General features: G+C 42.5%; 32 protein-coding genes. All 32 read right to left on the bottom strand.

Annotated features, from left to right (window positions below; genetic code table 11):
- Nucleotides 1-5: 5 nt before the first annotated feature.
- The 32 genes from map to rpoB all read right to left on the bottom strand — a co-directional run bounded on the left by map (nucleotide 6) and on the right by rpoB (nucleotide 25,400).
- A complete protein-coding gene (map, locus tag MHH26_RS18105; RefSeq protein ID WP_003217210.1) occupies nucleotides 6-752 on the bottom strand; it encodes a type I methionyl aminopeptidase in 747 nt (248 codons plus the stop codon).
- A complete protein-coding gene (locus tag MHH26_RS18100) occupies nucleotides 749-1,402 on the bottom strand; it encodes an adenylate kinase (protein ID WP_034665602.1) in 654 nt (217 codons plus the stop codon). The genes map and MHH26_RS18100 overlap by 4 nt, the downstream gene beginning before the upstream one ends.
- Before the next feature lie 55 nt (nucleotides 1,403-1,457).
- Nucleotides 1,458-2,750 carry a preprotein translocase subunit SecY gene (gene secY, locus MHH26_RS18095; RefSeq protein ID WP_012008710.1) on the bottom strand — a complete coding sequence of 431 codons (1,293 nt, stop codon included), beginning with the start codon at nucleotides 2,748-2,750 and terminating at the stop codon, nucleotides 1,458-1,460.
- 1 nt (nucleotide 2,751) lies between these two features.
- On the bottom strand, nucleotides 2,752-3,192 hold the full coding sequence (rplO, locus tag MHH26_RS18090) for a 50S ribosomal protein L15 (RefSeq protein ID WP_003216888.1): 441 nt from the start codon (nucleotides 3,190-3,192) through the stop codon (nucleotides 2,752-2,754).
- Between the two features lie 30 nt (nucleotides 3,193-3,222).
- Entirely contained in the window at nucleotides 3,223-3,405 is a 183-nt protein-coding gene (gene rpmD / locus MHH26_RS18085; RefSeq protein WP_003217067.1) for a 50S ribosomal protein L30, read from the bottom strand.
- Nucleotides 3,406-3,418: 13 nt separating this feature from the next.
- Nucleotides 3,419-3,919: a 30S ribosomal protein S5 gene (gene rpsE, locus MHH26_RS18080; protein WP_003217179.1), complete on the bottom strand. Its 501-nt coding sequence runs from the start codon at nucleotides 3,917-3,919 to the stop codon at nucleotides 3,419-3,421.
- 24 nt (nucleotides 3,920-3,943) lie between these two features.
- Nucleotides 3,944-4,306, bottom strand: a complete 363-nt coding sequence (gene rplR, locus MHH26_RS18075) for a 50S ribosomal protein L18 (protein WP_003216951.1) — start codon at nucleotides 4,304-4,306, stop codon at nucleotides 3,944-3,946.
- Nucleotides 4,307-4,338: 32 nt separating this feature from the next.
- The gene (gene rplF / locus MHH26_RS18070; RefSeq protein ID WP_106031906.1) at nucleotides 4,339-4,875 is read right to left on the bottom strand and encodes a 50S ribosomal protein L6; all 537 of its coding nucleotides are present in this window, start codon (nucleotides 4,873-4,875) and stop codon (nucleotides 4,339-4,341) included.
- A 31-nt stretch (nucleotides 4,876-4,906) separates the two neighbouring features.
- Complete coding sequence (rpsH, locus tag MHH26_RS18065; RefSeq protein ID WP_003217040.1) at nucleotides 4,907-5,305, bottom strand: 30S ribosomal protein S8; 399 nt, start codon at nucleotides 5,303-5,305, stop codon at nucleotides 4,907-4,909.
- A 31-nt stretch (nucleotides 5,306-5,336) separates the two neighbouring features.
- Nucleotides 5,337-5,522 (bottom strand): 30S ribosomal protein S14, encoded by a 186-nt coding sequence (gene rpsN, locus MHH26_RS18060; RefSeq protein ID WP_008356542.1) that lies wholly within the window; start codon nucleotides 5,520-5,522, stop codon nucleotides 5,337-5,339.
- 22 nt (nucleotides 5,523-5,544) lie between these two features.
- Nucleotides 5,545-6,084 carry a 50S ribosomal protein L5 gene (gene rplE, locus MHH26_RS18055; RefSeq protein ID WP_003217159.1) on the bottom strand — a complete coding sequence of 180 codons (540 nt, stop codon included), beginning with the start codon at nucleotides 6,082-6,084 and terminating at the stop codon, nucleotides 5,545-5,547.
- Nucleotides 6,085-6,109: 25 nt separating this feature from the next.
- Nucleotides 6,110-6,421 (bottom strand): 50S ribosomal protein L24, encoded by a 312-nt coding sequence (gene rplX, locus MHH26_RS18050; RefSeq protein ID WP_003217151.1) that lies wholly within the window; start codon nucleotides 6,419-6,421, stop codon nucleotides 6,110-6,112.
- A 35-nt stretch (nucleotides 6,422-6,456) separates the two neighbouring features.
- Nucleotides 6,457-6,825 carry a 50S ribosomal protein L14 gene (gene rplN, locus MHH26_RS18045; protein ID WP_003216882.1) on the bottom strand — a complete coding sequence of 123 codons (369 nt, stop codon included), beginning with the start codon at nucleotides 6,823-6,825 and terminating at the stop codon, nucleotides 6,457-6,459.
- Nucleotides 6,826-6,864: 39 nt separating this feature from the next.
- A complete protein-coding gene (rpsQ, locus tag MHH26_RS18040) occupies nucleotides 6,865-7,128 on the bottom strand; it encodes a 30S ribosomal protein S17 (RefSeq protein ID WP_003216906.1) in 264 nt (87 codons plus the stop codon).
- A 25-nt stretch (nucleotides 7,129-7,153) separates the two neighbouring features.
- The gene (gene rpmC, locus MHH26_RS18035; RefSeq protein ID WP_003217155.1) at nucleotides 7,154-7,354 is read right to left on the bottom strand and encodes a 50S ribosomal protein L29; all 201 of its coding nucleotides are present in this window, start codon (nucleotides 7,352-7,354) and stop codon (nucleotides 7,154-7,156) included.
- A complete protein-coding gene (gene rplP, locus MHH26_RS18030; protein WP_003156478.1) occupies nucleotides 7,344-7,778 on the bottom strand; it encodes a 50S ribosomal protein L16 in 435 nt (144 codons plus the stop codon). Before rplP ends, rpmC begins: the two co-directional genes overlap by 11 nt.
- A 1-nt stretch (nucleotide 7,779) precedes the next feature.
- The gene (gene rpsC, locus MHH26_RS18025) at nucleotides 7,780-8,436 is read right to left on the bottom strand and encodes a 30S ribosomal protein S3 (protein WP_003217241.1); all 657 of its coding nucleotides are present in this window, start codon (nucleotides 8,434-8,436) and stop codon (nucleotides 7,780-7,782) included.
- Nucleotides 8,437-8,439: 3 nt separating this feature from the next.
- Nucleotides 8,440-8,781 carry a 50S ribosomal protein L22 gene (rplV, locus tag MHH26_RS18020; protein WP_007496316.1) on the bottom strand — a complete coding sequence of 114 codons (342 nt, stop codon included), beginning with the start codon at nucleotides 8,779-8,781 and terminating at the stop codon, nucleotides 8,440-8,442.
- A gap of 17 nt (nucleotides 8,782-8,798) precedes the next feature.
- Nucleotides 8,799-9,077, bottom strand: coding sequence for a 30S ribosomal protein S19 (gene rpsS / locus MHH26_RS18015; protein WP_003216920.1), 279 nt, complete (start codon nucleotides 9,075-9,077; stop codon nucleotides 8,799-8,801).
- 57 nt (nucleotides 9,078-9,134) lie between these two features.
- Entirely contained in the window at nucleotides 9,135-9,968 is an 834-nt protein-coding gene (rplB, locus tag MHH26_RS18010; RefSeq protein WP_007496314.1) for a 50S ribosomal protein L2, read from the bottom strand.
- 28 nt (nucleotides 9,969-9,996) lie between these two features.
- Nucleotides 9,997-10,284, bottom strand: a complete 288-nt coding sequence (gene rplW, locus MHH26_RS18005; RefSeq protein WP_003217016.1) for a 50S ribosomal protein L23 — start codon at nucleotides 10,282-10,284, stop codon at nucleotides 9,997-9,999.
- Complete coding sequence (rplD, locus tag MHH26_RS18000; protein ID WP_007496312.1) at nucleotides 10,284-10,907, bottom strand: 50S ribosomal protein L4; 624 nt, start codon at nucleotides 10,905-10,907, stop codon at nucleotides 10,284-10,286. Before rplD ends, rplW begins: the two co-directional genes overlap by 1 nt.
- A 27-nt stretch (nucleotides 10,908-10,934) precedes the next feature.
- Nucleotides 10,935-11,564 carry a 50S ribosomal protein L3 gene (gene rplC, locus MHH26_RS17995; RefSeq protein WP_012008703.1) on the bottom strand — a complete coding sequence of 210 codons (630 nt, stop codon included), beginning with the start codon at nucleotides 11,562-11,564 and terminating at the stop codon, nucleotides 10,935-10,937.
- A 37-nt stretch (nucleotides 11,565-11,601) separates the two neighbouring features.
- Nucleotides 11,602-11,910, bottom strand: a complete 309-nt coding sequence (rpsJ, locus tag MHH26_RS17990; RefSeq protein ID WP_003156464.1) for a 30S ribosomal protein S10 — start codon at nucleotides 11,908-11,910, stop codon at nucleotides 11,602-11,604.
- A gap of 218 nt (nucleotides 11,911-12,128) precedes the next feature.
- A complete protein-coding gene (locus MHH26_RS17985; protein WP_340974259.1) occupies nucleotides 12,129-13,088 on the bottom strand; it encodes an alpha/beta fold hydrolase in 960 nt (319 codons plus the stop codon).
- A gap of 110 nt (nucleotides 13,089-13,198) precedes the next feature.
- Nucleotides 13,199-14,389, bottom strand: a complete 1,191-nt coding sequence (gene tuf / locus MHH26_RS17980) for an elongation factor Tu (RefSeq protein WP_034283892.1) — start codon at nucleotides 14,387-14,389, stop codon at nucleotides 13,199-13,201.
- Nucleotides 14,390-14,507: 118 nt separating this feature from the next.
- The gene (gene fusA / locus MHH26_RS17975) at nucleotides 14,508-16,586 is read right to left on the bottom strand and encodes an elongation factor G (RefSeq protein WP_106031908.1); all 2,079 of its coding nucleotides are present in this window, start codon (nucleotides 16,584-16,586) and stop codon (nucleotides 14,508-14,510) included.
- A gap of 54 nt (nucleotides 16,587-16,640) precedes the next feature.
- The gene (rpsG, locus tag MHH26_RS17970; protein WP_003216884.1) at nucleotides 16,641-17,111 is read right to left on the bottom strand and encodes a 30S ribosomal protein S7; all 471 of its coding nucleotides are present in this window, start codon (nucleotides 17,109-17,111) and stop codon (nucleotides 16,641-16,643) included.
- A 120-nt stretch (nucleotides 17,112-17,231) separates the two neighbouring features.
- Nucleotides 17,232-17,651 (bottom strand): 30S ribosomal protein S12, encoded by a 420-nt coding sequence (gene rpsL / locus MHH26_RS17965; RefSeq protein WP_003216962.1) that lies wholly within the window; start codon nucleotides 17,649-17,651, stop codon nucleotides 17,232-17,234.
- Between the two features lie 112 nt (nucleotides 17,652-17,763).
- Nucleotides 17,764-18,012, bottom strand: coding sequence for a 50S ribosomal protein L7ae-like protein (locus tag MHH26_RS17960; RefSeq protein WP_034665612.1), 249 nt, complete (start codon nucleotides 18,010-18,012; stop codon nucleotides 17,764-17,766).
- Between the two features lie 145 nt (nucleotides 18,013-18,157).
- Nucleotides 18,158-21,757, bottom strand: coding sequence for a DNA-directed RNA polymerase subunit beta' (gene rpoC, locus MHH26_RS17955; RefSeq protein WP_034665614.1), 3,600 nt, complete (start codon nucleotides 21,755-21,757; stop codon nucleotides 18,158-18,160).
- Nucleotides 21,758-21,818: 61 nt separating this feature from the next.
- The gene (rpoB, locus tag MHH26_RS17950; protein ID WP_003217223.1) at nucleotides 21,819-25,400 is read right to left on the bottom strand and encodes a DNA-directed RNA polymerase subunit beta; all 3,582 of its coding nucleotides are present in this window, start codon (nucleotides 25,398-25,400) and stop codon (nucleotides 21,819-21,821) included.
- Between the last annotated feature and the right edge of the window lie 201 nt (nucleotides 25,401-25,601).

Genomic DNA, 25,601 nt, shown 5'->3' with positions numbered 1-25,601 from the left:
AAGACCTAAATCTTAGTCAGTATATCAAAACCTGTATCTGTAATCGCAATCGTATGCTCAAAGTGAGCACACTTTTTCCCATCAACCGTTACAACCGTCCAGTTATCAGCCAATGTTTTCACATATCGGCTGCCTGCGTTCACCATCGGTTCGATGGCCAACACCATTCCAGGTTTTAGCCGCGGGCCTTTGTTGGGCGGACCATAATGAGGAATTTGAGGGTCCTCATGAAGATCCTGTCCGACCCCATGTCCAACATATTCTCTAACAACTGAGAAATTCTCGTTTTCTACATACGTTTGTATGGCATGGGAAATGTTCGACAGACGTTCGCCTGGCTTTGCTTCCTGTAAGCCTTTATATAGAGATTCCTCTGTGACTTCCAGTAGTTTGCGGTCTTCATCACTGATTACCCCAACTGGATAAGTCCAAGCAGAGTCACCATGATAGCCATTTAACTTTGCACCAATATCGATACTAATGATGTCGCCATCACGTAAAACCCGTTTACCAGGAATACCGTGAACGAGTTCTTCATTCACCGAAACGCAAATGCTCCCGCGAAAACCATTATACCCTTTAAAAGATGGGATTGCACCCTGCTTTGTAATAAAACGTTCGGCAATTTGATCCAATTCTTTTGTCGAAATACCTGGTTTTATGTGTTTCTTCAGCTCTTCATGAGTCAGTGCGACAATGCGTCCAGCTTCTCTCATAATCTCAAGCTCGCGAGGAGTTTTACAGATAATCATTTATTTAATCCCCCAAGCAGGTTCTTGATATCTGCATATACATCGTTAATGTGCTTCGCACCATCAATGTTTGCAAGATACCCTTTTTCTGAATAGAAGTTCAGTAAAGGTTCAGTCTGCTTTAAGTTTACTTCAAGTCTAGTCGAAACGGTTTCTGCATTATCATCTGCACGTTGATAAAGCTCGCCTCCACACTTATCGCAAACATTTTCTTTCGCAGGTGGATTGAATACTAAATGATATGTCGCTCCGCAATTTTTGCAAATTCTTCGGCCAGTCAGACGCTCCATCAAAGCATCTTTATCAACTTTAATATTAATGACATAATCAATCGTTCTGCCAAGGTCCTTTAGAATTTCTTCTAAAGCTTCAGCCTGAGCGACTGTTCGCGGAAATCCGTCCAGAAGAAAACCTTGTTCACAATCATTTTTGCCAAGTCTTTCTCTAACAATACCGATTGTGACCTCATCAGGAACAAGCTCTCCTTTATCGATAAAGGATTTTGCTTCGAGCCCAAGTTGTGTCTCCTCTTTCATAGCAGCGCGGAACATATCTCCTGTTGAGATATGAGGGATCCCATAATCATCAACAATTCGTTCTGCCTGAGTGCCTTTACCAGCACCCGGAAGCCCCATTAAGACTAAGTTCATTTCGGATTTCCCCTTCCTTACTTAGAGAGGTTGGGCAGAAGCCCAGCCCTCTGTTTTATTTCATAAATCCACGGTAGTTTCGTTTCACTAATTGGCTTTCAAGCTGTTTCATTGTTTCAAGTGCAACACCTACAACAATGAGAAGACTTGTGCCGCCAATTTGTGCAGCGGAAGGTAATCCAGCGAATTGAATGAAAAAGATAGGAAGTATTGAAATCACGGCTAAGAAAATGGCGCCCACAAACGTGAGTCGGTACAAAATGCTCGTAATTCTATCTTGAGTCATTTTCCCTGGACGAACTCCCGGGATATAGCCACCCTGCTTTTGCAGATTTTCAGCCATTTGTTCAGGATTCACTTGGACAAAGGCATAAAAATATGTGAAAGCAACAATCAGTGCTACATAAATCGTCATACCGATTGGCTTAGTATAGTCAAAGTTGTTGGTTATCCAAGTTGTCACATTATTGGTTCCGAAGAACGATGCAACCGTCTGCGGAGTAATAATGAAAGAAACGGCAAAGATGACTGGAATCACCCCTGCTGGATTCACTTTCAATGGAAGGTGCGTTGCTTGACTAGCAGACATTTGTGCACGGCCAGTTCCTTTTGAATATTGAATCGCAATCTTTCTCACTGCCATTTGAATGTAAATAACACCGATAACAATGACAAGGATAGCAATAACAATAAGGGCAATTTTCAGGATTTGCATGAACAGCTGTCCATCTCCACCCACAAATTGCTGAGCGTACACTTGTTTTAATGTTTGAGGGATACCTGCGATGATACCGGCAAAGATAATAATCGAAATACCGTTACCAACACCGTGAGCAGTAATCTGCTCTCCTAGCCACATTAAAAATGCTGTTCCCGCAGTGAGTACGACCGCAATTAAGAGGTACGTTGAAACACCTGGGTTTTCAATCAGCATGCCTCCTGCCATATTGTTGAATCCATATGACATTCCTAACGCCTGGATAAAACCTAGAACAATTGTAAAATACCTTGTGAATTGTGCTAATTTTCGGCGGCCAACCTCTCCTTGCTTTGACCACTCAGTGAACTTCGGAACAACATCCATCTGCAAGAGCTGAATGATGATCGAAGCAGTGATATACGGCATAATCCCCATTGCAAGAATGGAGAATTGGAAAAGTGCCCCGCCCCCAAACGTGTTGAGGATCCCGAAAACACTCATTTGATCCTGTGCCTGGAGAACTTCGGCGTTCACATTAGGCACAGGGATGAAAGCACCTATACGAAAGACGATTAACATTAAAAGAGTGAATATAATCTTATTCCGTATATCTTTCACGCGCATAAAATTGGAGATTGTCTTAAACAAGTTAGATCACCTCGGCTGTACCGCCAGCAGCTTCAATAGCTTCTTTCGCAGAAGCAGAGAATTTATTGGCTTTTACAGTTAATTTTTTTTCTAATTTACCGTTGCCAAGAATTTTTACTCCTGCTTTTAACTTGCTTATTGCACCAGTCTCTAGAAGAAGTTCAGGAGTTACTTCCGTTCCTTCGTCAAAACTGTTTAATCTGTCTAAGTTGATAACCGCGTAATCTTTACGGTTGATGTTTGTAAAACCACGTTTTGGAAGACGTTGGAATAAAGGCATCTGACCACCTTCGAAACCAGGGCGTACACCGCCGCCAGAACGAGCGTTTTGACCTTTATGACCTTTACCAGAAGTTTTACCGTTACCTGATCCAATACCACGACCAACACGGTTGCGTACTTTACGTGAACCTTCTGAAGGCTTCAATTCATGAAGTTTCATTTGGGCACCTCCTTATCGATTAAAAATGTTTTATTGTTCTTTAACAGAAACTAAATGAGACACCTTGTTAATCATGCCGCGGATCGCTGCATTGTCTTCATGTACGACTGTTTGGTTTGTTTTCTTAAGACCAAGAGTACGAACAGTGACACGCTGATCTTCTGGGCGACCGATTACACTGCGTTTGAGGGTAATTTCTAATTTATTTGCCATTAATGTTCCCTCCTTATCCTAACAGGTCTTCTACAGATTTTCCACGAAGCTTCGCAACGTCTTCAGCACGTTTAAGTTCACTTAAACCCTGAAGTGTTGCGCGGATCATGTTGATCGGTGTATTAGAACCTAGAGATTTAGAAAGGATATCAGCTAGACCAGCAAGCTCAAGAACCGCACGCACTGGGCCTCCAGCGATAACTCCTGTACCTTCTGAAGCAGGCTTCAATAGAACGTTTCCTGCACCGAATCGACCGATGATTTCATGTGGAATTGTAGTTCCAACCATTGGTACTTCAATTAAATTCTTTTTCGCATCTTCAACAGCTTTGCGGATCGCTTCTGGTACTTCTTGTGCTTTACCAGTACCGAATCCTACATGACCGTTTTTGTCACCGACAACAACTAAAGCTGCAAAACGGAAACGACGTCCACCTTTAACAACTTTCGCTACGCGGTTAACCGTAACTAAGCGTTCTTCTAACTCTAATTTGCTTTGGTCAATACGACTCATTCGGATGTGTCCCTCCTTCTTTTATTAAAATTTAAGTCCAGCCTCACGAGCAGCTTCAGCTAGAGCTTTTACACGTCCATGATATAAGTATCCTCCGCGGTCAAATACCACGTTAGAGATTCCTTTTTCAACAGCACGTTTTGCAACAAGTTCGCCAACTTTAGTAGCAGCTGCAGCGTCAGAACTATTCTCGATCTTTAACTCTTTATCAAGAGTAGAAGCACTTACAAGTGTTACACCGTTAACATCATCAATTACTTGAGCGTAGATGTTCTTGTTAGAACGGAAAACGTTAAGGCGAGGTCTTTCAGCAGTACCTGAAAGTTTCGCACGAACACGAGCGTGTCTTTTAAGACGAGTAGCGTTTTTGCTAGTTTTCGTAATCATCCGAGTCACTCCTTTCTTCACATTAAGCGATCTTACTTACCAGTTTTTCCTTCTTTACGGCGAACGAATTCACCTTCGTAACGAATTCCTTTACCTTTGTAAGGCTCTGGAGAACGGACAGCGCGGATGTTAGAAGCTAGAGCTCCCACACGCTCTTTATCGATACCTTTAATGACTACTTTCGTTTGAGATGGAACTTCGATTTCAACTCCAGCCTCAGGAACGATTTCAACTGGATGAGAGTATCCAACGTTAAGAACAAGTTTGTTTCCAGATTTAGCTGCACGGTAACCGACACCGATAAGTTCTAAACCTCTTTCGAAACCTTTAGATACACCTTCAACCATGTTTGCAATCAAGCTACGTGTTGTACCATGTAATGCACGGTGTTCTTTATGTTCAGACGGGCGGCTTACAGTTAAGACGCTGTCCTCAATTTTAATTTCCATATCAGGGTGAAATGTACGAGTTAGTTCACCTTTTGGTCCCTTTACTGTCACTGTGTTATCGTTGTTTGTCACAGTAACTCCTGAAGGGATCTCGATTAGTTTTTTACCTATACGAGACATACCAAGCACCTCCATTCATCTTAAACTTTTTTTACCATACGTAAGCAAGTACTTCTCCACCAGCTTGTTTAGCACGGGCTTCTTTGTCCGATAAAACACCTTGTGATGTAGAAATAATTGCGATTCCAAGTCCGTTAAGTACACGTGGTACTTCATTTGATTTCGCATATACACGTAAACCAGGTTTACTGATTCTTTTTAGACCAGTGATAACACGCTCGTTGTTTTGGCCATATTTAAGGAACATACGGATAATTCCTTGTTTGCTGTCTTCAACATATTCAACGTCACGGATAAAACCTTCACGCTTTAAGATTTCAGCAATTTCTCTTTTGATTTTTGAAGCCGGTACTTCTAGCTTCTCATGACGTACCATGTTCGCATTGCGAATACGAGTCAGCAAATCTGCAATCGGATCTGTCATAACCATTATTTAATAACCTCCTTCCCATTTATGGGGATTACCAGCTGGCTTTTTTAACGCCAGGAATTTGTCCTTTATATGCAAGTTCGCGGAAACAAATACGGCAAAGTTTAAACTTGCGAATTACTGAATGTGGACGTCCACAACGTTCGCAGCGCGTATACTCTTGAACTTTAAACTTTTGTTTGCGTTGTTGTTTCGCAATCATAGACTTTTTAGCCACGATTTCGCCTCCCTTTCATTGATTATTTCTGGAACGGCATACCTACTTGAGTTAATAACTCACGTGCTTCTTCGTCCGTATTGGCAGTCGTAACGATAACGATATCCATACCGCGGACTTTTGTTACTTTATCGTAATCAATTTCTGGGAAGATTAACTGTTCTTTAATACCAAGCGTGTAGTTTCCACGACCGTCGAAAGATTTCTTAGAAATCCCGCGGAAGTCACGTACACGTGGTAAAGATACAGAAATAAGTTTATCAAGGAAATCGTACATGCGCTCTCCGCGAAGTGTTACTTTCGCACCGATTGGCATTCCTTCACGTAGACGGAATCCAGCAATAGACTTCTTCGCACGAGTAACGACAGGTTTTTGACCAGCGATAAACGTTAATTCTTCAACAGCAGTATCGATTGCTTTAGCGTTTTGAACAGCGTCACCAACACCCATGTTGATCACGATTTTTTCGATTTTTGGCACTTGCATTACTGATTTGTATTCAAACTTAGAAACTAATGCAGGTGTAATTTCTTTTACATACTTTTCTTTAAGGCGGTTCATGAGAAAGACCTCCCTTCCTTATTTACTATTTATCTAGAACTTGCCCAGATTTTTTCGCTACACGGACTTTCTTTCCGTCCTCAACTTTATACCCAACACGTGTCACTTCACCCGTTTTAGGATCAAGCGGCATTACGTTTGATACGTGGATCGGCGCTTCTTGTTCAGAAATTCCGCCCTGAGGGTTAGCTTGGGTTGGTTTAGAGTGTTTTTTCACAAGGTTAATACCTTCTACTAAAACACGGTCATTCTTAGGGAAAGCAGCAAGGATGACTCCTTGTTTACCTTTATCTTTACCAGAGATAACCACTACTTTATCGCCCTTTTTAACATGCATTTAATCGCACCTCCTTGAGTCGCGGATTGTATTCATTAAAGTACTTCTGGTGCTAGAGAAACAATTTTCATATAGTTGTTTTCACGAAGTTCACGTGCTACTGGTCCGAAGATACGAGTTCCACGTGGGCTCTTGTCGTCACGGATAATGACACATGCATTTTCATCGAAACTGATGTAAGATCCATCGTTTCTGCGAGCTCCGCTCTTTGTACGAACGATAACTGCTTTCACAACTTCACCTTTTTTGACAACGCCTCCTGGTGTTGCTTGTTTAACCGTACAAACAATGACATCACCGATGTTAGCCGTCTTACGTCCAGAGCCACCAAGAACTTTAATCGTTAGTACTTCGCGTGCGCCAGAGTTGTCAGCTACTTTTAAACGAGTCTCCTGTTGAATCATTAATGTTACCTCCTTTCGGAAAAAGAAATCCGAACTTTATTAGATAATAACGGCTTCTTCGACAACTTCAACTAGACGAAAGCGTTTAGTCGCAGATAAAGGACGAGTTTCCATGACCTTTACGATGTCTCCGATTTTTGCTTGGTTGTTTTCATCATGTGCTTTGAACTTCTTAGAGTATCTTACACGTTTGCCATAAAGTGAATGCTTTTTGTATGTTTCAACTACAACAGTGATGGTTTTATCCATTTTGTCAGAAACAACACGACCTTGATACACTTTACGTTGGTTACGTTCGCTCATGTTTGCGGGGCCTCCCCTCTAATTATTATTTATTAGCAGCGATTTCTCTTTGACGAATCACAGTTTTCATGCGTGCGATTGATTTACGCACTTCACGAATGCGAGCAGTGTTTTCAAGCTGCCCAGTCGCTAATTGGAAACGAAGATTGAAAAGTTCTTCTTTAAGAGACTTTACTTTTTGTTCAATTTCAGCAGTGGTAAGGTCACGAATTTCATTAGCTTTCATTTGATTCACCACCAATTTCTTCACGTTTTACGAACTTCGTTTTAATTGGCAATTTGTGAGATGCAAGACGAAGAGCTTCACGAGCAACTTCTTCAGACACACCAGAAATTTCAAATAAAACTTTGCCCGGTTTTACTACAGCTACCCATCCTTCTGGAGCACCTTTACCGGAACCCATGCGGACTTCTAGAGGTTTAGCTGTGTATGGCTTAGAAGGGAAAATTTTAATCCAAACTTTACCGCCACGTTTCATGTAACGAGTCATAGCAATACGAGCAGCTTCGATTTGACGGTTCGTGATCCAAGAAGCTTCAAGAGCTTGGATACCGTACTCACCGAAATGTACTTCAGTGCCACCTTTTGCACGACCACGCATTTTCCCACGATGTTCTCTGCGATACTTCACGCGTTTTGGCAATAACATATTATTTTCCTCCTTCCGCAGTATTCTTCTTAGTTGGAAGGACTTCTCCACGATAGATCCATACTTTTACGCCAAGCTTACCATAAGTAGTGTCAGCTTCAGCAGTAGCATAGTCGATGTCAGCACGAAGTGTGTGCAACGGAACAGTACCTTCACTGTAATATTCAGAACGAGCAATATCTGCACCGCCAAGACGACCAGAAACCATTGTTTTGATTCCTTGTGCTCCAGCACGCATTGTGCGTTGGATTGTTTGTTTTTGTGCACGACGGAATGAAATACGATTTTCAAGTTGACGAGCGATGTTTTCAGCAACTAGCTGAGCATCAAGATCTGCTCTCTTGATTTCAAGAATGTTGATGTGTACACGTTTGCCAGTTAGGCTGTTAAGAGCTTTACGAAGTGCTTCAACTTCAGATCCGCCTTTACCAATTACCATACCTGGTTTAGCCGTGTGGATTGTGATATTTACGCGGTTTGCAGCACGTTCGATTTCTACTTTAGAAACAGACGCGTCAGACAAACGCTTGCTGATGAATTCACGGATTTTCAAGTCTTCATGTAAGAAGTCAGCGTAATCTTTTCCTGCGAACCATTTAGATTCCCAATCACGAATGACGCCAATACGAAGACCTACTGGATTTACCTTTTGACCCACGGATTATCCCTCCTTCTTTTCTGATACAACGATTGTAATGTGGCTAGTACGTTTGTTAATTGCGCTCGCACGACCCATAGCACGTGGACGGAATCTCTTAAGTGTTGGACCTTCGTCAACGAATGCTTGAGTAATCACTAGGCTGTTAGCGTCCAACTCGTAGTTGTGCTCAGCGTTTGCGATAGCAGATTTTAATACTTTTTCAATAATTGGTGAAGCAGCCTTAGGTGTAAGGTTTAAGATAGAAACTGCTTCTCCTACTTGCTTACCTCGGATCAGGTCCATTACTAGACGTGCTTTACGAGGAGCAATACGGACTGTTCTTGCGACAGCTTTAGCTTGCATTTAAAAGCCTCCTCTCATTAGCGTCTTGTTTTTTTATCGTCACTAGCATGACCTTTGTAAGTACGGCTTGGTGCGAATTCGCCCAATTTGTGACCTACCATATCTTCAGAAATGAAAACAGGTACATGTTTGCGTCCGTCATAGACAGCGATTGTGTGACCGATGAATTGTGGGAAAATTGTAGAACGACGAGACCAAGTTTTTACGACTTGCTTTTTGTCAGTTTCATTCAATTTCTCGACTTTAGCCATCAAATGATCATCAACAAATGGTCCTTTTTTTAAGCTGCGAGCCATTGTGGAACCTCCCTTCGTGATTGAACTACGGCCCTAAATGAACCGTAGACAACCCCGTTACTTGTTTTTACGACGACGTACAATGAATTTATCAGACTTGTTGGTTTTCTTACGAGTCTTGAATCCAAGAGTCGGTTTACCCCATGGAGACATTGGTGATTTACGTCCGATTGGAGCGCGTCCTTCACCACCACCGTGTGGGTGATCGTTAGGGTTCATTACAGAACCACGAACTGTTGGGCGTACGCCTTTCCAGCGAGAACGTCCAGCTTTACCGATGTTAATTAATTCGTGTTGCTCGTTTCCAACTTGACCGATAGTCGCACGGCAAGCAGAAAGAATCATGCGAACTTCTCCTGAGTTCAAACGTACAAGAACGTATTTACCTTCTTTACCAAGAACTTGAGCAGAAGTACCAGCAGAACGAACTAATTGTCCACCTTTACCTGGTTTTAATTCAATGTTATGCACAACTGTACCAACTGGGATGTTGATAAGTGGAAGAGCATTACCTGGTTTGATGTCAGCTTCTGGTCCAGAAGTAACTTCAGTACCAACTTGGATTCCTTTCGGAGCAAGAATGTAACGTTTCTCACCATCTGCATAGTTTACAAGAGCGATGTTCGCTGAACGGTTTGGATCATACTCGATTGTAGCAACGCGTCCAGGTATACCGTCTTTATCACGCTTAAAGTCGATGATACGGTATTGACGTTTATGACCGCCACCTTGATGACGAACAGTCAATCTACCTTGGTTGTTACGTCCGCCTTTTCTGTGAAGCGGTGCAAGCAACGATTTTTCTGGTTTGTCAGTCGTGATTTCAGCAAAATCTGAAGTAGTCATGCCACGACGACCATTACTGGTTGGTTTATACTTTTTAATCGCCATTTTGAATTTCCCTCCTTCTTTTTAAGATTTACGCTTCAAAAATTTCGATTTCTTTGCTGTCAGCAGTTAATTTCACGATCGCTTTTCTGCGACGGCTAGTCATACCAGTGTAGCGTCCAACGCGTTTAGATTTTCCTTTGTAGTTTTGAACGTTGACTTTCTCAACTTTCACTCCAAAGATTTCTTCAACAGCGTCTTTCACTTCTGTTTTGTTAGCTCTGACATCAACTTCGAACGTGTACTTCTTCTCTGTCATTAGATCAGCAGAACGTTCAGTAATGATAGGGCGCTTTAGAACATCACGAGGATCTTTCATTATGCAAGTCCCTCCTCTACTTTTTCAACCGCTGCTTTAGTGATCAGAAGTTTGTCGTGGTTGACAACGTCAAGAACGTTGATACCGTTAGCTTCAACAACTGTTACTCCAGGGATGTTACGAGCAGATAAAGCAACTGTTTCGTTTGCATCCGCAGTGACGATCAACGCTTTCTTCTCAACAGATAATCCTTTAAGGATGCCTGCGAATTCTTTCGTTTTCACTGCATCAAGAGTCAAATCTTCAAGAACGATGATGTTGTTGTCGATTACTTTAGAAGACAATACTGACTTGATAGCCAAGCGGCGAACTTTTTTAGGTAATTTATATGAATAACTGCGTGGTGTTGGACCGAATACGATACCGCCTCCGCGCCATTGTGGTGAACGAATAGAACCTTGACGAGCACGACCTGTACCCTTCTGTCTCCAAGGCTTACGACCTCCGCCACGTACTTCAGAACGAGTTTTTACTTTATGAGTTCCTTGACGTAAGGAAGCTCTTTGCATAAGAATAGCATCGAATACTACGCTTTCGTTTGGCTCGATTCCAAACACAGAAGCGTTTAATTCGATTTCACCGTTAGTAGAACCGTTTTGGTTAAATAATGCTACTTTTGGCATGACTTGTTTCCTCCTTTCCTAAGAGAGTTATTTAGATTTAACTGCACTCTTTACAGTTACTAGAGATTTTTTAGCTCCTGGTACATTTCCTTTGATCAATAGTAGATTGCGTTCTGCATCAACTTTAACGATCTCAAGGTTTTGGACAGTGATTTGCTCTCCGCCCATACGACCTGGAAGAAGTTTACCTTTGAATACTCGGTTTGGATCAACAGGTCCCATTGAACCAGGACGACGGTGGTAACGTGAACCGTGAGTCATTGGTCCGCGTGATTGTCCGTGGCGCTTGATAGCCCCTTGGAATCCTTTACCTTTTGATGTTCCTGTTACATCTACGATATCTCCATTTGCGAAAATATCAACTTTGACTTCCTGACCAACTTCATACGCATCTAACTCCGCACCGCGTAATTCTTTTACGAAGCGCTTAGGAGCAGTTTCCGCTTTAGCAACGTGGCCCTTCTCTGGTTTGTTAGAAAGCTTTTCACGTTTGTCGTCAAAACCGATTTGGATTGCTTCATAGCCATCCGTGTCAGTAGTCTTCTTTTGAAGAACAACGTTAGCAGCAGCCTCAACAACAGTTACAGGGATAAGATCACCGTTTTCTGCGAATACTTGCGTCATACCAATTTTTCTACCTAAGATTCCTTTGGTCATTAGTCACACCTCCTATAATATGTGTTTTCTATTTGAATTAAAGTTTGATTTCGATATCTACACCAGATGGTAAATCTAAACGCATAAGTGCATCAACTGTTTGTGGAGTTGGATTCACGATGTCGATTAGACGTTTGTGAGTACGCATCTCAAATTGCTCACGAGAATCTTTGTACTTATGCACCGCACGAAGGATTGTGTAAACTGATTTTTCAGTTGGAAGCGGGATTGGACCAGATACACTAGCACCAGAACGCTTAGCCGTTTCAACAATCTTCTCAGCAGATTGATCAAGAATTCTATGATCATATGCTTTTAAACGAATACGAATTTTTTGTTTTGCCATTATTTTCCCTCCTTTTCGCCTACTTACGTTAGACAGTTCTCCGTGAGAAAAACCTGATCACCTTGCCATGGCAAAGCGGCCGGGTGTGTCAGCAACCTCTCACTTCATCGCAGTCAAAGACCAACATGCACTATTGTACCAAATTGGCCTGCGTGTTGCAATAATAAATCGGATAAATTTATGATTTGCACACTTCTCATATTATACAGGGGTTCAGCCTATAAATCAAGCTTTCCCTGAAGATGATGTACAGCAGTCTTTTTTATGGTACGGATAAATTCTTCTGGTTCTTCTAGATGCGGGGAATGTGCAGATTCTTTAAAGGTGAACCATTCTTTGATTGGTGCTGTTAATTGATCAACATATGGTTTTGATACAGCAGCTGGTGTAATCATGTCATATGCGCCAATGATAAAGTAGCAAGGTATTAATATAGTAGAAACTCGGTATTCAATGCTCTCATTCATCAATTCATCCCATAGCATGTCCTGACTAAACTTCTGTCCTTTAAGGAACTTCCACTTATCTTTCAGCTGATATTCCTTACTAAAAAGAAATCCGCGCAGCATTTGAATAAGCGGCCTCCACCTATGTGTGAGACCTACGCTTCCGACCTCTTTATAGAGAGAGAACAGAGCATGAGCTGATAATCGTTTCCACGGAGGAGGCGTCAGTAATCGCAGGCACCAAGTAAACAACCGATTCCGATGGTGTTTCTCCAAAAGGAGCTCGTACGACACAATATCTTCTTTTAATACATCTACTACCTGACTAATTCCATAAAAAGCATGATATAGATCTGGACGCTTATGTACTGCTTGTATGGCGATTAATGATCCCCATGAATATCCTGCGATGTACAATTTTGATTGACCTAGATATGAAAGGACTTTCTCTGTCAGTTCAATCGTATCTTCAATAAATTGCTGAATGGTCATGGAAGTATCGGGAAGATTCTTTTGATAGGAAAGTCCCGCGCCTCGCTGATCCCAATGAACTACTGTAAAATCTTGATTAAGTTCCTCATGAAACGAGTCGATATAGCTGATTTGAGCGGAGCCGGGCCCACCGTGTAAAAATAAAAGAACAGGCTTTGCTTCATTTGTGTGATCTTCTTTGATCATAATCCATTGGTCAACCCCGCCGATTAACCATTTCTTCAAATATATCTTCGCCATTCCAGTGATCCTCTCGGTTCCAATTAGATTCTATAGCTTATAGTAGCCGTTCTGATCTGGAAAAGCAAAAAAAGAGACCCTTTTGCAAGGAGTCTCTTTTATATGTTTTATTACTTAATGATAGTTGAAACGACGCCAGAACCTACAGTACGTCCACCCTCACGGATAGAGAAACGAGTTCCTTCTTCGATAGCGATAGTAGAGATAAGTTCAACTTCCATCTCAGTGTTATCGCCAGGCATTACCATTTCAGTACCTTCTGGAAGATGTACGATACCAGTTACGTCAGTTGTACGGAAGTAGAACTGCGGACGGTAGTTAGCGAAGAATGGAGTATGACGTCCACCCTCTTCTTTAGAAAGTACATAAACTTCAGCTTTGAAACGGCTATGTGGAGTGATTGTACCTGGTTTAGCAAGTACTTGACCACGTTGGATATCTTCACGAGATACACCACGAAGTAGTGCACCGATGTTGTCACCAGCTTCAGCATAGTCAAGAAGCTTACGGAACATTTCAACACCTGTAACAGTTGTTTTACCGTTTTCTTCTTGAAGACCGATGATTTCAACTTCGTCACCGACTTTAACTTGTCCACGCTCAACACGACCAGTAGCAACTGTTCCACGACCAGTGATTGAGAATACGTCCTCAACTGGCATCATGAATGGCTTCTCAGTGTCACGCTCTGGAGTTGGGATGTACTCATCAACCGCATCCATAAGTTCAAAGATTTTTGCTTCGTAATCAGCATCACCTTCAAGAGCTTTAAGAGCAGAACCTTTGATAACAGGTACATCGTCACCAGGGAAATCATAGTCAGAAAGAAGGTCACGAACTTCCATTTCAACAAGTTCAAGTAACTCTTCATCGTCAACCATGTCACATTTGTTAAGGAATACTACGATGTATGGTACACCTACGTTACGAGAAAGTAGGATGTGCTCACGTGTTTGTGGCATTGGACCATCAGCAGCAGATACTACTAAGATCGCGCCGTCCATTTGAGCAGCACCAGTGATCATGTTTTTAACATAGTCAGCGTGTCCTGGGCAGTCTACGTGTGCATAGTGACGAGTTTCAGTTTCATACTCAACGTGTGCTGTTGAGATTGTGATTCCACGCTCGCGCTCTTCTGGAGCACCATCGATTTGGTCATAAGCCATAGCCGTACCTTTACCAGATTTCTTATGAAGAACTGTTGAGATAGCAGCAGTTAGAGTTGTTTTACCATGGTCAACGTGTCCAATTGTACCAATGTTAGCATGCGATTTGGAACGGTCGAATTTTTCTTTAGCCATTCTAAAAATCCTCCTTAAAGGTTCATTGTATTTGGTATAGAGTGATAGAAAGTGAAGAGTTACCTCTCACTTTCTGATCTTCAATAGTAGTTATACTTTAGTTTAAAGGCAAAATCAATTATTCACCTTTATTTTTTTTGATGATTTCTTCACTGATGCTCTTAGGCACTTCTTCGTAGTGATCCATGTGCATAGTGAAAGTACCGCGTCCTTGTGTATTAGAACGGAGTGCAGTTGCATATCCGAACATTTCAGAAAGTGGAACCATCGCGCGAACAACTTGAGCGTTACCGCGAGCTTCCATACCTTCTACACGTCCACGACGAGATGTGATATCACCCATGATGTCTCCCATGTATTCTTCTGGGATAACGACTTCCACTTTCATCATTGGCTCAAGTAGAACTGGGTTACATTTGCTGACAGCATTTTTCAATGCCATAGATGCAGCAATTTTAAACGCCATTTCGTTAGAGTCAACATCGTGGTAAGATCCATCAAATAATTTTGCTTTGATGTCGATTAATGGGAATCCAGCTAATACACCATTTTCAAGTGAATCTTCAAGACCTGCTTGAATAGCTGGAATGTATTCACGAGGAACAACCCCACCGACGATTGCATTTTGGAATTCGAAGCCTGCGCCTTCTTCGTTTGGTTCGAATTCGATCCAAACGTGTCCGAACTGACCGCGTCCACCAGACTGACGTACGAATTTACCTTCAACTTTTGCACCAGAACGGAATGTTTCACGGTACGCAACTTGAGGAGCTCCTACGTTAGCTTCAACCTTGAACTCACGCTTCATACGGTCAACAATGATATCAAGGTGAAGCTCACCCATACCAGAGATGATCGTTTGACCAGTTTCAGTGTTTGTTTGTGTACGGAATGTTGGATCCTCTTCAGCTAGTTTAGCTAAAGCGATACCCATTTTATCTTGGTCAGCCTTAGACTTAGGCTCGATTGCTACATCGATAACTGGCTCTGGGAATTCCATAGACTCAAGGATAACAAGACTTTTCTCGTCACAAAGAGTGTCACCAGTTGATGTATCTTTAAGACCTACAGCTGCTGCGATATCCCCTGCATATACAGTAGAGATTTCTTCACGGCTGTTTGCGTGCATTTGAAGGATACGTCCAACACGTTCACGCTTGTTCTTAGAAGAGTTCTTCACGTAAGAACCAGAATCAAGTGTTCCAGAGTATACACGGAAGAAAGTTAGTTTCCCAACATAAGGGTCAGTCATTACTTTAAAAGCAAGGGCTGCGAATGGTGCGTCATCAGTAGACTCACGTACAACCTCTTCATTTGAATCTGGCAAGGTACCTTTGATTGCAGCAACATCAGTTGGTGCAGGAAGGTAATCAAGCACAGCGTCAAGTACAAGCTGAACACCTTTGTTTTTGAAAGCAGATCCAACAAGAACTGGATAGAATTCAACATTCAACGTTCCTTTACGGATTGCAGCTTTCAATTCAGGAATTGTAATTTCTTCACCCTCAAGGTATTTTTCCATAAGCTCTTCGTCAAGCTCAGCGACAGCTTCAATTAGGCTGTTGCGAAGCTCTTCAGCTTTGTCTTTATACTCAGCAGGGATTTCTTGTGCATCAGAGCGAGTTCCAAGGTCATCTTCGTAGAAGTATGCTACGTTATCTACAAGGTCGATGATTCCTTCGAATTGATCTTCAGCGCCGATCGGCAATTGAATTGCATGAGCGTTCGCTTGAAGACGATCTCTTAATGTGCTTACAGAGTAAAGGAAGTCCGCACCGGTTTTATCCATTTTGTTAACGAATACGATACGAGGTACTCCGTAAGTTGTTGCTTGGCGCCAAACTGTTTCAGTTTGTGGCTCTACACCTGATTGTGCATCAAGAACAGCAACCGCACCATCAAGTACACGTAAAGAACGTTCAACTTCAACAGTGAAGTCTACGTGTCCTGGTGTATCGATGATGTTTACACGGTAACCTTTCCATTGTGCTGTAGTAGCAGCAGAAGTGATTGTAATACCACGTTCTTGCTCCTGCTCCATCCAGTCCATTTGGGAAGCTCCTTCGTGAGTTTCGCCAATTTTATGGATACGACCAGTGTAGTATAAGATACGCTCAGTCGTTGTCGTTTTACCGGCATCGATGTGAGCCATGATACCAATATTACGAGTTTTGTCTAAGGAGAACTCTCTTGCCATTGGGTAATTTCTCCTTCCTTATTAGGGAATAGTTTTTTTAGTTTGGTATAAATCCTACCAGCGGTAGTGAGCGAATGCTTTGTTCGCTTCTGCCATTTTGTGTGTATCTTCACGTTTCTTAACAGCAGCACCAGTGTTGTTAGCTGCGTCAAGGATTTCGTTAGCAAGACGCTCTTCCATCGTTTTTTCTCCACGAAGACGAGCGTAGTTTACTAACCAGCGAAGACCTAAAGTAGTACGACGGTCTGGGCGAACTTCTACAGGAACTTGGTAGTTGGCTCCACCTACACGACGTGCTTTAACTTCAAGAACTGGCATGATGTTTTTCAAGGCTTGTTCGAAAACCTCCATCGCTTCATTACCAGTACGTTCTTTGATGATATCAAATGACTTGTAGAGAATTGTTTGTGACTTTCCTCTTTTACCGTCGATCATCATTTTGTTGATCAAACGAGATACAAGTTTAGAATTGTAAATTGGATCTGGCAATACGTCTCTTTTTGCTACAGGACCTTTACGTGGCATCTGATAGCCTCCCTTCTCATTTAAAAGGATTTCTATCTGTCTCTCATCTCAATATCATTGTCAGTTGCCTGACTCCACTGATCTGATATCAACTTCTAAAAACCCTTATGTTTGTTTGTATTATTTGCTTTGTTTAGGGCGTTTTGTTCCGTATTTAGAACGTCCTTGCATACGACCGTCAACTCCGGCAGTATCAAGCGCACCACGAACGATGTGGTAACGTACACCCGGTAAGTCTTTTACACGTCCGCCACGGATAAGTACTACACTGTGCTCTTGTAGATTATGTCCGATACCAGGAATGTAAGCTGTTACCTCAATCAGGTTAGACAAACGTACACGAGCATATTTACGTAGTGCTGAGTTTGGTTTTTTCGGTGTCATTGTACCGACACGAGTACAAACCCCGCGCTTCTGTGGAGATGTTACGTTAGTGTGCTCTTTTTTGAAACTGTTGTATCCTTTGTTAAGTGCAGGAGACTTTGAGTTTTCAACTTTACTCACGCGTCCTTTGCGTATTAGCTGATTAATTGTAGGCATGTTGTTATTCCTCCCTTCGTTGCTTTTTTTATAACCCACATACCCAGGTGGTTCATCAAAAGGCAAAAAACAATGCTTTTGCATTTACACATGCAAAAACAAAACAAGTACGCTATAACATAATGGCAACAGCTGCTGCCCCAACTTCAATTCCGCAGGCTTTGCCGAGCTTTTTCATGGAATCTACCACTAAAATGTCTACACCCTTCTCTTGCGCTAGTTTTATTACACTAGCTGTTAAAGCAGGATCAGCATCTTTCGCTACGACGATTTCCTTTACTGAATCTCGTTTCAGAGCTTTTACTGTTTGCTTCGTACCAATAATAATGGATTGAGCCTGTGATACTTTATCATAAGACATCGAATATCCTCCAAAGTAACAGGTTTTATTTTGAGCACCTTGGTTATATTATCATCATGGCAGAAGGATGTCAATATCATATGACAGATTATCTTGACATCCTTCACCATTTTTTGATGATTTTATAGGAATCTCACGAGAAAGATTACTCTACAGGAACCATATCGTCAGACGGCTGCACTTGTGAAACCGGCTTAACTTTACGGTAGTTTGGCATTCCTGTTCCAGCTGGAACAAGTTTACCGATGATAACATTCTCTTTCAAGCCAAGCAGTTCATCACGTTTTCCTTTGATCGCCGCATCTGTTAGGACACGAGTCGTTTCTTGGAAGGATGCCGCAGACAAGAATGAGTCTGTTTCAAGCGATGCTTTTGTAATACCAAGAAGAACTGGACGGCCTGTTGCAGGACGTTTGCCTTCGAATAGTACTTTTTTGTTCGCTTCAGTGAATTGATGTACATCAAGAAGTGTGCCTGGTAATACATCTGTATCCCCTGCATCAGCGACACGCACTTTACGAAGCATTTGGCGAACCATTACCTCAACGTGCTTATCTCCGATTTCTACCCCTTGCATACGGTATACTTTTTGTACTTCATGAAGCAGATATTCTTGAACAGCTGTCATGTCAGTCACTTTAAGAAGTTCTTTCGGATCGATCGAACCTTCTGTCAGTACTTGACCACGAGTGACTTTGTCACCTTCAACAACTTTCAGACGCGCATTGTAAGGAGCTGTGTAAGAACGAGTTTCAACGTCGCCTTGAACCACAATTTCCTGCTGCTTGTCACGAACATCGTTAATTTCAGCAACGACACCATCAATTTCAGAAATGGTCGCTTGCCCTTTCGGATTACGAGCTTCAAATAGCTCTTGGATACGAGGTAAACCTTGTGTGATATCGTCTCCTGCTACCCCACCGGTGTGGAACGTACGCATTGTAAGCTGTGTTCCTGGCTCACCGATTGATTGAGCAGCGATGATTCCAACTGCTTCACCGACTTCAACGTCAGTACCAGTTGCAAGGTTACGGCCGTAGCATCGTTTACATACACCATGAGGCGTGTTACATGTAAATGCAGAACGGATCCATACTTCCTCAATTCCTGCTTCAACTACTTCAAGTGCTTTATCTTCATCAATTAGTTCGTTTTCGTCCACAATGACTTCGCCCGTTTCAGGATGAACAATTGGTTTTCTTGCAAAACGTCCGATCAGACGTTCTTCAAGCTTCTCAATAATTTCATTTCCTTCTCTAATGGACTTCGCCAAGATACCACGGTCTGTACCGCAATCTGTTTCACGGATGATAACATCCTGTGCAACATCGACGAGACGACGCGTGAGGTAACCTGAGTCAGCTGTTTTAAGGGCTGTATCGGCAAGACCTTTACGCGCTCCGTGAGTGGAAATAAAGTATTCCAATACGGTTAAACCTTCACGGAAACTAGATTTAATCGGAAGTTCAATGATACGTCCAGCCGGGTTGGCCATCAGACCACGCATACCAGCCAACTGAGTGAAGTTAGATGCGTTACCACGCGCTCCAGAGTCACTCATCATGTAGATTGGGTTGACTTCATCAAGGGACTTCATCAGTTTACCTTGGATGACATCTTTAGAAGAACTCCAGATCGAAATGACTCTCTCGTAACGCTCTTCTTCAGTAATCAAACCACGTCTGAATTGCTTCAAGACGTTATCTACTTTTGCTTGTGCTTCTTCGAGGATCTTCTGCTTATCATCTAATACGACGATGTCAGACACACCAACCGTAATACCCGCTTTAGTAGAGTATTTGAAACCAAGATTTTTCATGCGATCAAGCATTTTAGATGTCTCAGTGATATGGAATCTCTTAAAGATTTCCGCAATGATTTTACCTAAAATACCTTTTTTGAACGGCGCATTGATTTCTTGTTTCTCGATCGCAGCTTTGACATCCTCACCTTTTTCAAGGAAGAAGCGGTCAGGCGTTTTTTCTTCAATATTGCTCTTTGTCGGCTCATTCATGTAAGGGAATGATTCCGGTAAGATTTCGTTAAAGATCAGTTTTCCAACTGTTGTGATCAACAATTTAGAACGCTGTTCATCAGTAAATGTCACATTCTTCAACGAGCTAGCTGCAACAGCTACACGTGTATGAAGATGCACATACCCATTTTGATAAGCTAGAAGGGCTTCGTCAGTATCTTTGAAGACCATACCTTCTCCGATAGCACCTTTACGCTCAAGTGTAAGGTAGTAGTTACCAAGCACCATATCCTGAGATGGCGTAACAACAGGTTTTCCATCTTTCGGGTTCAAAATGTTTTGAGCAGCAAGCATTAAGATACGAGCTTCAGCTTGAGCCTCAGCAGATAATGGTACGTGAACCGCCATTTGGTCACCGTCAAAGTCAGCGTTGTAGGCTGTACATACAAGTGGATGCAGACGAATTGCGCGTCCTTCCACAAGTGTAGGTTCAAACGCTTGAATACCAAGTCTGTGAAGAGTCGGTGCACGGTTTAGTAAGACTGGGTGCTCACGAATAACTGATTCTAAAACATCCCATACTTCCGGCTGCACGCGCTCAATTTTACGCTTCGCACTCTTGATGTTGTGAGCTAAACCTTTTTCAACAAGCTCCTTCATCACGAATGGTTTGAATAATTCAAGAGCCATTTCTTTCGGAAGTCCACACTGATACATTTTCAAATGTGGTCCTACGACGATAACGGAACGTCCAGAATAGTCAACACGTTTACCGAGCAAGTTTTGACGGAAACGTCCTTGTTTCCCTTTCAGCATATGAGAAAGAGATTTCAATGGTCTATTTCCTGGTCCTGTTACTGGTCGGCCTCTACGTCCATTATCAATCAAGGCATCGACAGCTTCTTGAAGCATACGCTTCTCGTTCTGAACGATGATGCTTGGCGCACCAAGATCTAATAAACGTTTCAGACGATTGTTACGGTTGATAACACGACGATAAAGGTCGTTTAAGTCAGAAGTAGCAAAACGTCCACCATCAAGCTGGACCATTGGACGTAATTCTGGCGGAATAACCGGAAGTACATCAAGAATCATCCATGATGGTTTGTTTCCTGAGTTACGGAAGGCTTCTAGCACTTCAAGGCGTTTAATCGCACGTGTACGACGCTGTCCTTGAGCAGTTTTCAGCTCTTCTTTCAGTGTATCTACTTCTTTTACAAGATCGATATCTTGAAGAAGTTTATTGATTGCTTCTGCACCCATAGCTGCTTGGAACGTATTACCGTATTTATCTAAATAAGCACGGAATTCCTTCTCAGAAAGAAGTTGTTTCTTCTCAAGCGGTGTGTTGCCCGGATCTGTTACAACGTAAGAAGCGAAGTAAATCACTTCTTCTAACGCACGTGGTGACATATCAAGAACAAGACCCATACGGCTTGGGATACCTTTGAAATACCAAATGTGGGAAACTGGGGCAGCCAGTTCGATATGCCCCATTCTCTCACGACGGACTTTTGCCCGTGTTACTTCTACACCACAACGGTCACATACAACACCCTTATAACGAACGCGTTTATACTTTCCACAATGACATTCCCAGTCTTTTTGCGGTCCGAAGATACGTTCACAAAAGAGACCATCTTTTTCAGGTTTCAGTGTACGATAGTTAATCGTTTCAGGCTTTTTCACTTCACCAAAAGACCAAGAACGGATTTTATCAGGTGATGCGAGACCGATGTTCATATACTCAAAATTGTTCACATCTAGCAAGGGGCCTACCTCCCTTTTAATCTTCGGGTTATACCCTAGTCACTTGCTCTAATCGTTTCTGCTATTCTTTTGTGACTGCGTCACGTTCAAGATCGACAGGTGCGAGGTCTGCAGCATCTTCGTCATTAGATAACGCTAATCCGTCTGCTTTCTTCGTTTCCTCATCGTCTTCTAAATCTCTCATTTCTATCTCTTCTTCATCGCCAGATAGGATTTTGACATCCATACCTAAACTTTGAAGTTCTTTAATTAACACTTTGAATGATTCAGGGACACCTGGTTCAGGGACGTTATCCCCTTTGACGATGGCCTCGTATGTTTTCACACGACCTACAACGTCATCCGATTTAACTGTTAAGATCTCTTGAAGTGTGTATGCTGCACCGTAAGCTTCAAGCGCCCATACTTCCATCTCTCCGAAACGCTGACCACCAAACTGGGCTTTACCGCCAAGTGGCTGCTGCGTAACAAGTGAGTATGGTCCAGTTGAACGAGCGTGAAGTTTATCGTCAACCATGTGAGCCAGTTTGATCATGTACATGATTCCGACTGATACACGGTTATCGAATGGTTCACCAGTTCGACCGTCATAAAGGACTGTTTTTGCATCACGGGACATACCTGCTTCTTCAAGCGTTTCCCAAACATCTTCCTCGCGCGCACCATCAAATACTGGTGACGCAATGTGGATGCCAAGGTAACGTGCAGCCATACCCATATGAAGCTCAAGTACCTGACCGATGTTCATACGAGATGGTACCCCTAGAGGGTTTAACATGATATCAATCGGTGTTCCATCTGGAAGATACGGCATATCTTCTTCTGGAAGGATTTTAGAGATAACCCCTTTGTTACCATGTCGTCCGGCCATTTTGTCACCTTCAGAAATTTTACGCTTCTGAACGATGTATACGCGGACTAACTGGTTTACACCTGGAGGTAATTCATCTCCATCTTCACGGTTAAAGACTTTGACGTCGTGGATAATTCCGCCGCCGCCGTGTGGAACACGTAGAGACGTATCACGCACTTCACGAGCCTTTTCACCGAAGATTGCATGTAATAGACGTTCTTCAGCTGTTAGTTCTGTTACACCTTTAGGCGTTACTTTCCCTACAAGAAGGTCTCCGTCTTTTACTTCTGCACCAATACGGATGATTCCGCGCTCGTCAAGGTTGCGTAAAGCATCTTCCCCAACGTTTGGAATATCACGAGTGATTTCTTCCGGTCCAAGCTTTGTATCACGAGCTTCTGATTCATATTCTTCAATATGAATAGACGTGTAGACGTCATCTTTTACAAGGCGCTCACTCATGATGATCGCATCCTCGTAGTTATAACCGTCCCAAGTCATGAAGCCGACCATGACGTTACGTCCTAGAGCCAATTCACCTTTTTCCATTGAAGGACCGTCTGCAAGGATTTCTCCTTTTACGACTTCATCTCCAACACTTACGATTGGACGCTGGTTGTAGCAAGTCCCTTGGTTAGAGCGGACAAATTTCAGCAAGCTGTATTTGTCTAGATTTCCTTTGACTTGTTGTCCGTCAACGTCTTCATAGCGACGAACCCAAATATTTTTCGCTTCAACACGTTCTACAACACCAGGGTAGCGGCAGATAACAGCAGCACCAGAGTCTTTCCCTGATACATACTCCATACCTGTACCAACAATCGGTGATTCCGGCTGCATCAAAGGCACAGCCTGACGTTGCATGTTCGCTCCCATTAGAGCACGGTTAGAGTCATCGTTTTCTAAGAATGGGATACATGCTGTCGCTGCAGAAACAACCTGCTTTGGCGAAACGTCCATGTAGTCAACGCGGTTTCGAGGAACAACTGTGTTTTCCCCTCTGAAACGAGCAATGATATTATCATCGATAAACGAACCATCTTCACCTAATATAGCATTCGCTTGTGCTACAACGTAGTTATCCTCTTCATCAGCAGTTAAGTAATCGATTCTCGGTGTCACTTTACCTGTTTCAGGGTCAACCCGGCGGTAAGGTGTTTCAATAAAGCCGAAGCGATTCACTTTTGCAAATGAAGATAGAGAGTTGATCAAACCGATGTTTGGACCCTCTGGTGTTTCAATCGGACACATACGGCCATAGTGAGAGTAGTGAACGTCACGAACTTCCATTCCTGCACGCTCACGTGTCAAACCACCCGGTCCAAGCGCCGACAGACGACGTTTGTGCGTCAATTCAGCAAGCGGGTTTGTTTGATCCATGAACTGAGAAAGCTGAGAGCTACCAAAGAACTCTTTGATAGAAGCGATCACAGGACGGATGTTGATCAGTTGCTGAGGTGTGATCGTGTTTGTGTCTTGGATCGACATTCTTTCACGAACAACACGCTCCATTCTGCTTAAACCAATACGGAATTGGTTTTGCAGAAGCTCACCTACAGAACGCAGGCGACGGTTACCAAGGTGATCGATATCATCTGTGTCACCTACACCATGAAGAAGGTTGAAGAAGTAACTGATCGATGCAATGATGTCAGAAGGCGTGATGTTTTTCACAGCTTCCTCTACGTATGCATTCCCGATCACGTTGATCACTTGCTCGCCTTCTTGATCAGACGGTGCATAAATCTTAATAGATTGAAGTTCTACTTCATCTTCTACTACGCCACCATTTGGATAAAGCTTTCTAAATCCAATGCCGTTTTCTAAGTATGGAAGAACTTTATCAAGAACTCTTCTGTCTAAAATTTGACCTTTTTCTGCTAGAATTTCACCTGTTTCAGGGTCAACTAACGTTTCAGCCAATTTTTGATTGAACAGTCTATTTTTAATATGAAGCTTTTTATTAATCTTGTAGCGTCCAACATTAGCTAGGTCATATCTCTTCGGATCGAAGAAGCGAGAGTCTAGCAGGCTTTTCGCATTTTCAACAGTTGGCGGCTCTCCAGGACGGAGGCGCTCGTAGATTTCGAGAAGTGCTTTATCCGCATTCTCTGTATTGTCTTTTTCCAGCGTGTTGCGTAAGTATTCATTCTCGCCAATGAGGTCAAGAATCTCTTGATCAGAGCTGAAGCCGAGAGCACGCAAAAGAACCGTAACCGGCAACTTACGTGTGCGATCGATGCGTACATAGACTACATCCTTCGCATCAGTTTCGTATTCTAACCATGCGCCACGGTTTGGAATGACAGTCGCAGTAAAACCTTTTTTACCGTTTTTGTCTACTTTACCACTGAAATATACACTTGGAGAACGCACTAACTGAGAAACGATTACACGTTCCGCACCGTTAATGATAAAAGTACCTGTGTCTGTCATGATTGGGAAATCACCCATGAACACATCTTGGTCTTTTACTTCTCCAGTTTCTTTGTTAATTAAACGAACTTTTACTCTTAGTGGAGCAGAGTAAGTTACATCACGTTCTTTTGATTCTGCTACAGGATACTTAGGATCCCCTAGGCTGTAATCAATGAATTCAAGAGAAAGGTTACCAGTAAAATCCTCAATTGGGGATATATCTTGAAACATCTCTCTAAGACCCTCATCAAGAAACCACTGATAAGAAGAGGTTTGAATTTCAATGAGATTTGGTAATTCTAACACTTCGCTTATGCGTGCGTAGCTTCTGCGCTGGCGGTGTCGTCCATACTGAACTAGTTGACCTGTCAACTGATTCACCCCTCAAATCATGCGTATTATATGTGTAAAAAGTATTTCAGCCTTTCAAATGTCAGTAAAGAAATACTTTTACAAGACAAAAGAAAAAAGGGTTTCTAAAATAAGAAAACCACATCCAAAAACAAATACCGATTTTATTAGTTTTCCCAAGTATGCATAATTTATACAAAATAGTTGTTTTTTAAGCCTATC

This window comes from Bacillus sp. FSL K6-2839, assembly GCF_038003365.1.
Lineage (GTDB): Bacteria > Bacillota > Bacilli > Bacillales > Bacillaceae > Bacillus.
Note: the sequence above shows the minus strand (reverse complement) of the source record. Positions and strands in the feature narration are given on the sequence as shown.

Coding starts and splice junctions, on each gene's coding strand:
- map (WP_003217210.1), bottom strand. CDS start 752: ATGATTATCTGTAAAACTCCTCGCGAGCTTGAGATTATGAGAGAAGCT.
- MHH26_RS18100 (WP_034665602.1), bottom strand. CDS start 1,402: ATGAACTTAGTCTTAATGGGGCTTCCGGGTGCTGGTAAAGGCACTCAG.
- rplO (WP_003216888.1), bottom strand. CDS start 3,192: ATGAAACTTCATGAATTGAAGCCTTCAGAAGGTTCACGTAAAGTACGC.
- rpmD (WP_003217067.1), bottom strand. CDS start 3,405: ATGGCAAATAAATTAGAAATTACCCTCAAACGCAGTGTAATCGGTCGC.
- rpsE (WP_003217179.1), bottom strand. CDS start 3,919: ATGAGTCGTATTGACCAAAGCAAATTAGAGTTAGAAGAACGCTTAGTT.
- rplR (WP_003216951.1), bottom strand. CDS start 4,306: ATGATTACGAAAACTAGCAAAAACGCTACTCGTCTTAAAAGACACGCT.
- rplF (WP_106031906.1), bottom strand. CDS start 4,875: ATGTCTCGTATAGGTAAAAAACTAATCGAGATCCCTTCAGGAGTTACT.
- rpsH (WP_003217040.1), bottom strand. CDS start 5,305: ATGGTTATGACAGATCCGATTGCAGATTTGCTGACTCGTATTCGCAAT.
- rplE (WP_003217159.1), bottom strand. CDS start 6,084: ATGAACCGCCTTAAAGAAAAGTATGTAAAAGAAATTACACCTGCATTA.
- rplX (WP_003217151.1), bottom strand. CDS start 6,421: ATGCATGTTAAAAAGGGCGATAAAGTAGTGGTTATCTCTGGTAAAGAT.
- rplN (WP_003216882.1), bottom strand. CDS start 6,825: ATGATTCAACAGGAGACTCGTTTAAAAGTAGCTGACAACTCTGGCGCA.
- rpsQ (WP_003216906.1), bottom strand. CDS start 7,128: ATGAGCGAACGTAACCAACGTAAAGTGTATCAAGGTCGTGTTGTTTCT.
- rpmC (WP_003217155.1), bottom strand. CDS start 7,354: ATGAAAGCTAATGAAATTCGTGACCTTACCACTGCTGAAATTGAACAA.
- rplP (WP_003156478.1), bottom strand. CDS start 7,778: ATGTTATTGCCAAAACGCGTGAAGTATCGCAGAGAACATCGTGGGAAA.
- rplV (WP_007496316.1), bottom strand. CDS start 8,781: ATGCAAGCTAAAGCTGTCGCAAGAACAGTCCGTATTGCTCCTCGTAAA.
- rpsS (WP_003216920.1), bottom strand. CDS start 9,077: ATGGCTCGCAGCTTAAAAAAAGGACCATTTGTTGATGATCATTTGATG.
- rplB (WP_007496314.1), bottom strand. CDS start 9,968: ATGGCGATTAAAAAGTATAAACCAACCAGTAATGGTCGTCGTGGCATG.
- rplW (WP_003217016.1), bottom strand. CDS start 10,284: ATGAAAGATCCTCGTGATGTTCTAAAGCGCCCTATCATTACTGAACGT.
- rplD (WP_007496312.1), bottom strand. CDS start 10,907: ATGCCAAAAGTAGCATTATTTAACCAAAACGGTTCTACTAACGGTGAA.
- rplC (WP_012008703.1), bottom strand. CDS start 11,564: ATGACCAAAGGAATCTTAGGTAGAAAAATTGGTATGACGCAAGTATTC.
- rpsJ (WP_003156464.1), bottom strand. CDS start 11,910: ATGGCAAAACAAAAAATTCGTATTCGTTTAAAAGCATATGATCATAGA.
- MHH26_RS17985 (WP_340974259.1), bottom strand. CDS start 13,088: ATGGCGAAGATATATTTGAAGAAATGGTTAATCGGCGGGGTTGACCAA.
- tuf (WP_034283892.1), bottom strand. CDS start 14,389: ATGGCTAAAGAAAAATTCGACCGTTCCAAATCGCATGCTAACATTGGT.
- fusA (WP_106031908.1), bottom strand. CDS start 16,586: ATGGCAAGAGAGTTCTCCTTAGACAAAACTCGTAATATTGGTATCATG.
- rpsG (WP_003216884.1), bottom strand. CDS start 17,111: ATGCCACGTAAAGGTCCTGTAGCAAAAAGAGACGTATTGCCAGATCCA.
- rpsL (WP_003216962.1), bottom strand. CDS start 17,651: ATGCCTACAATTAATCAGCTAATACGCAAAGGACGCGTGAGTAAAGTT.
- MHH26_RS17960 (WP_034665612.1), bottom strand. CDS start 18,012: ATGTCTTATGATAAAGTATCACAGGCTCAATCCATTATTATTGGTACG.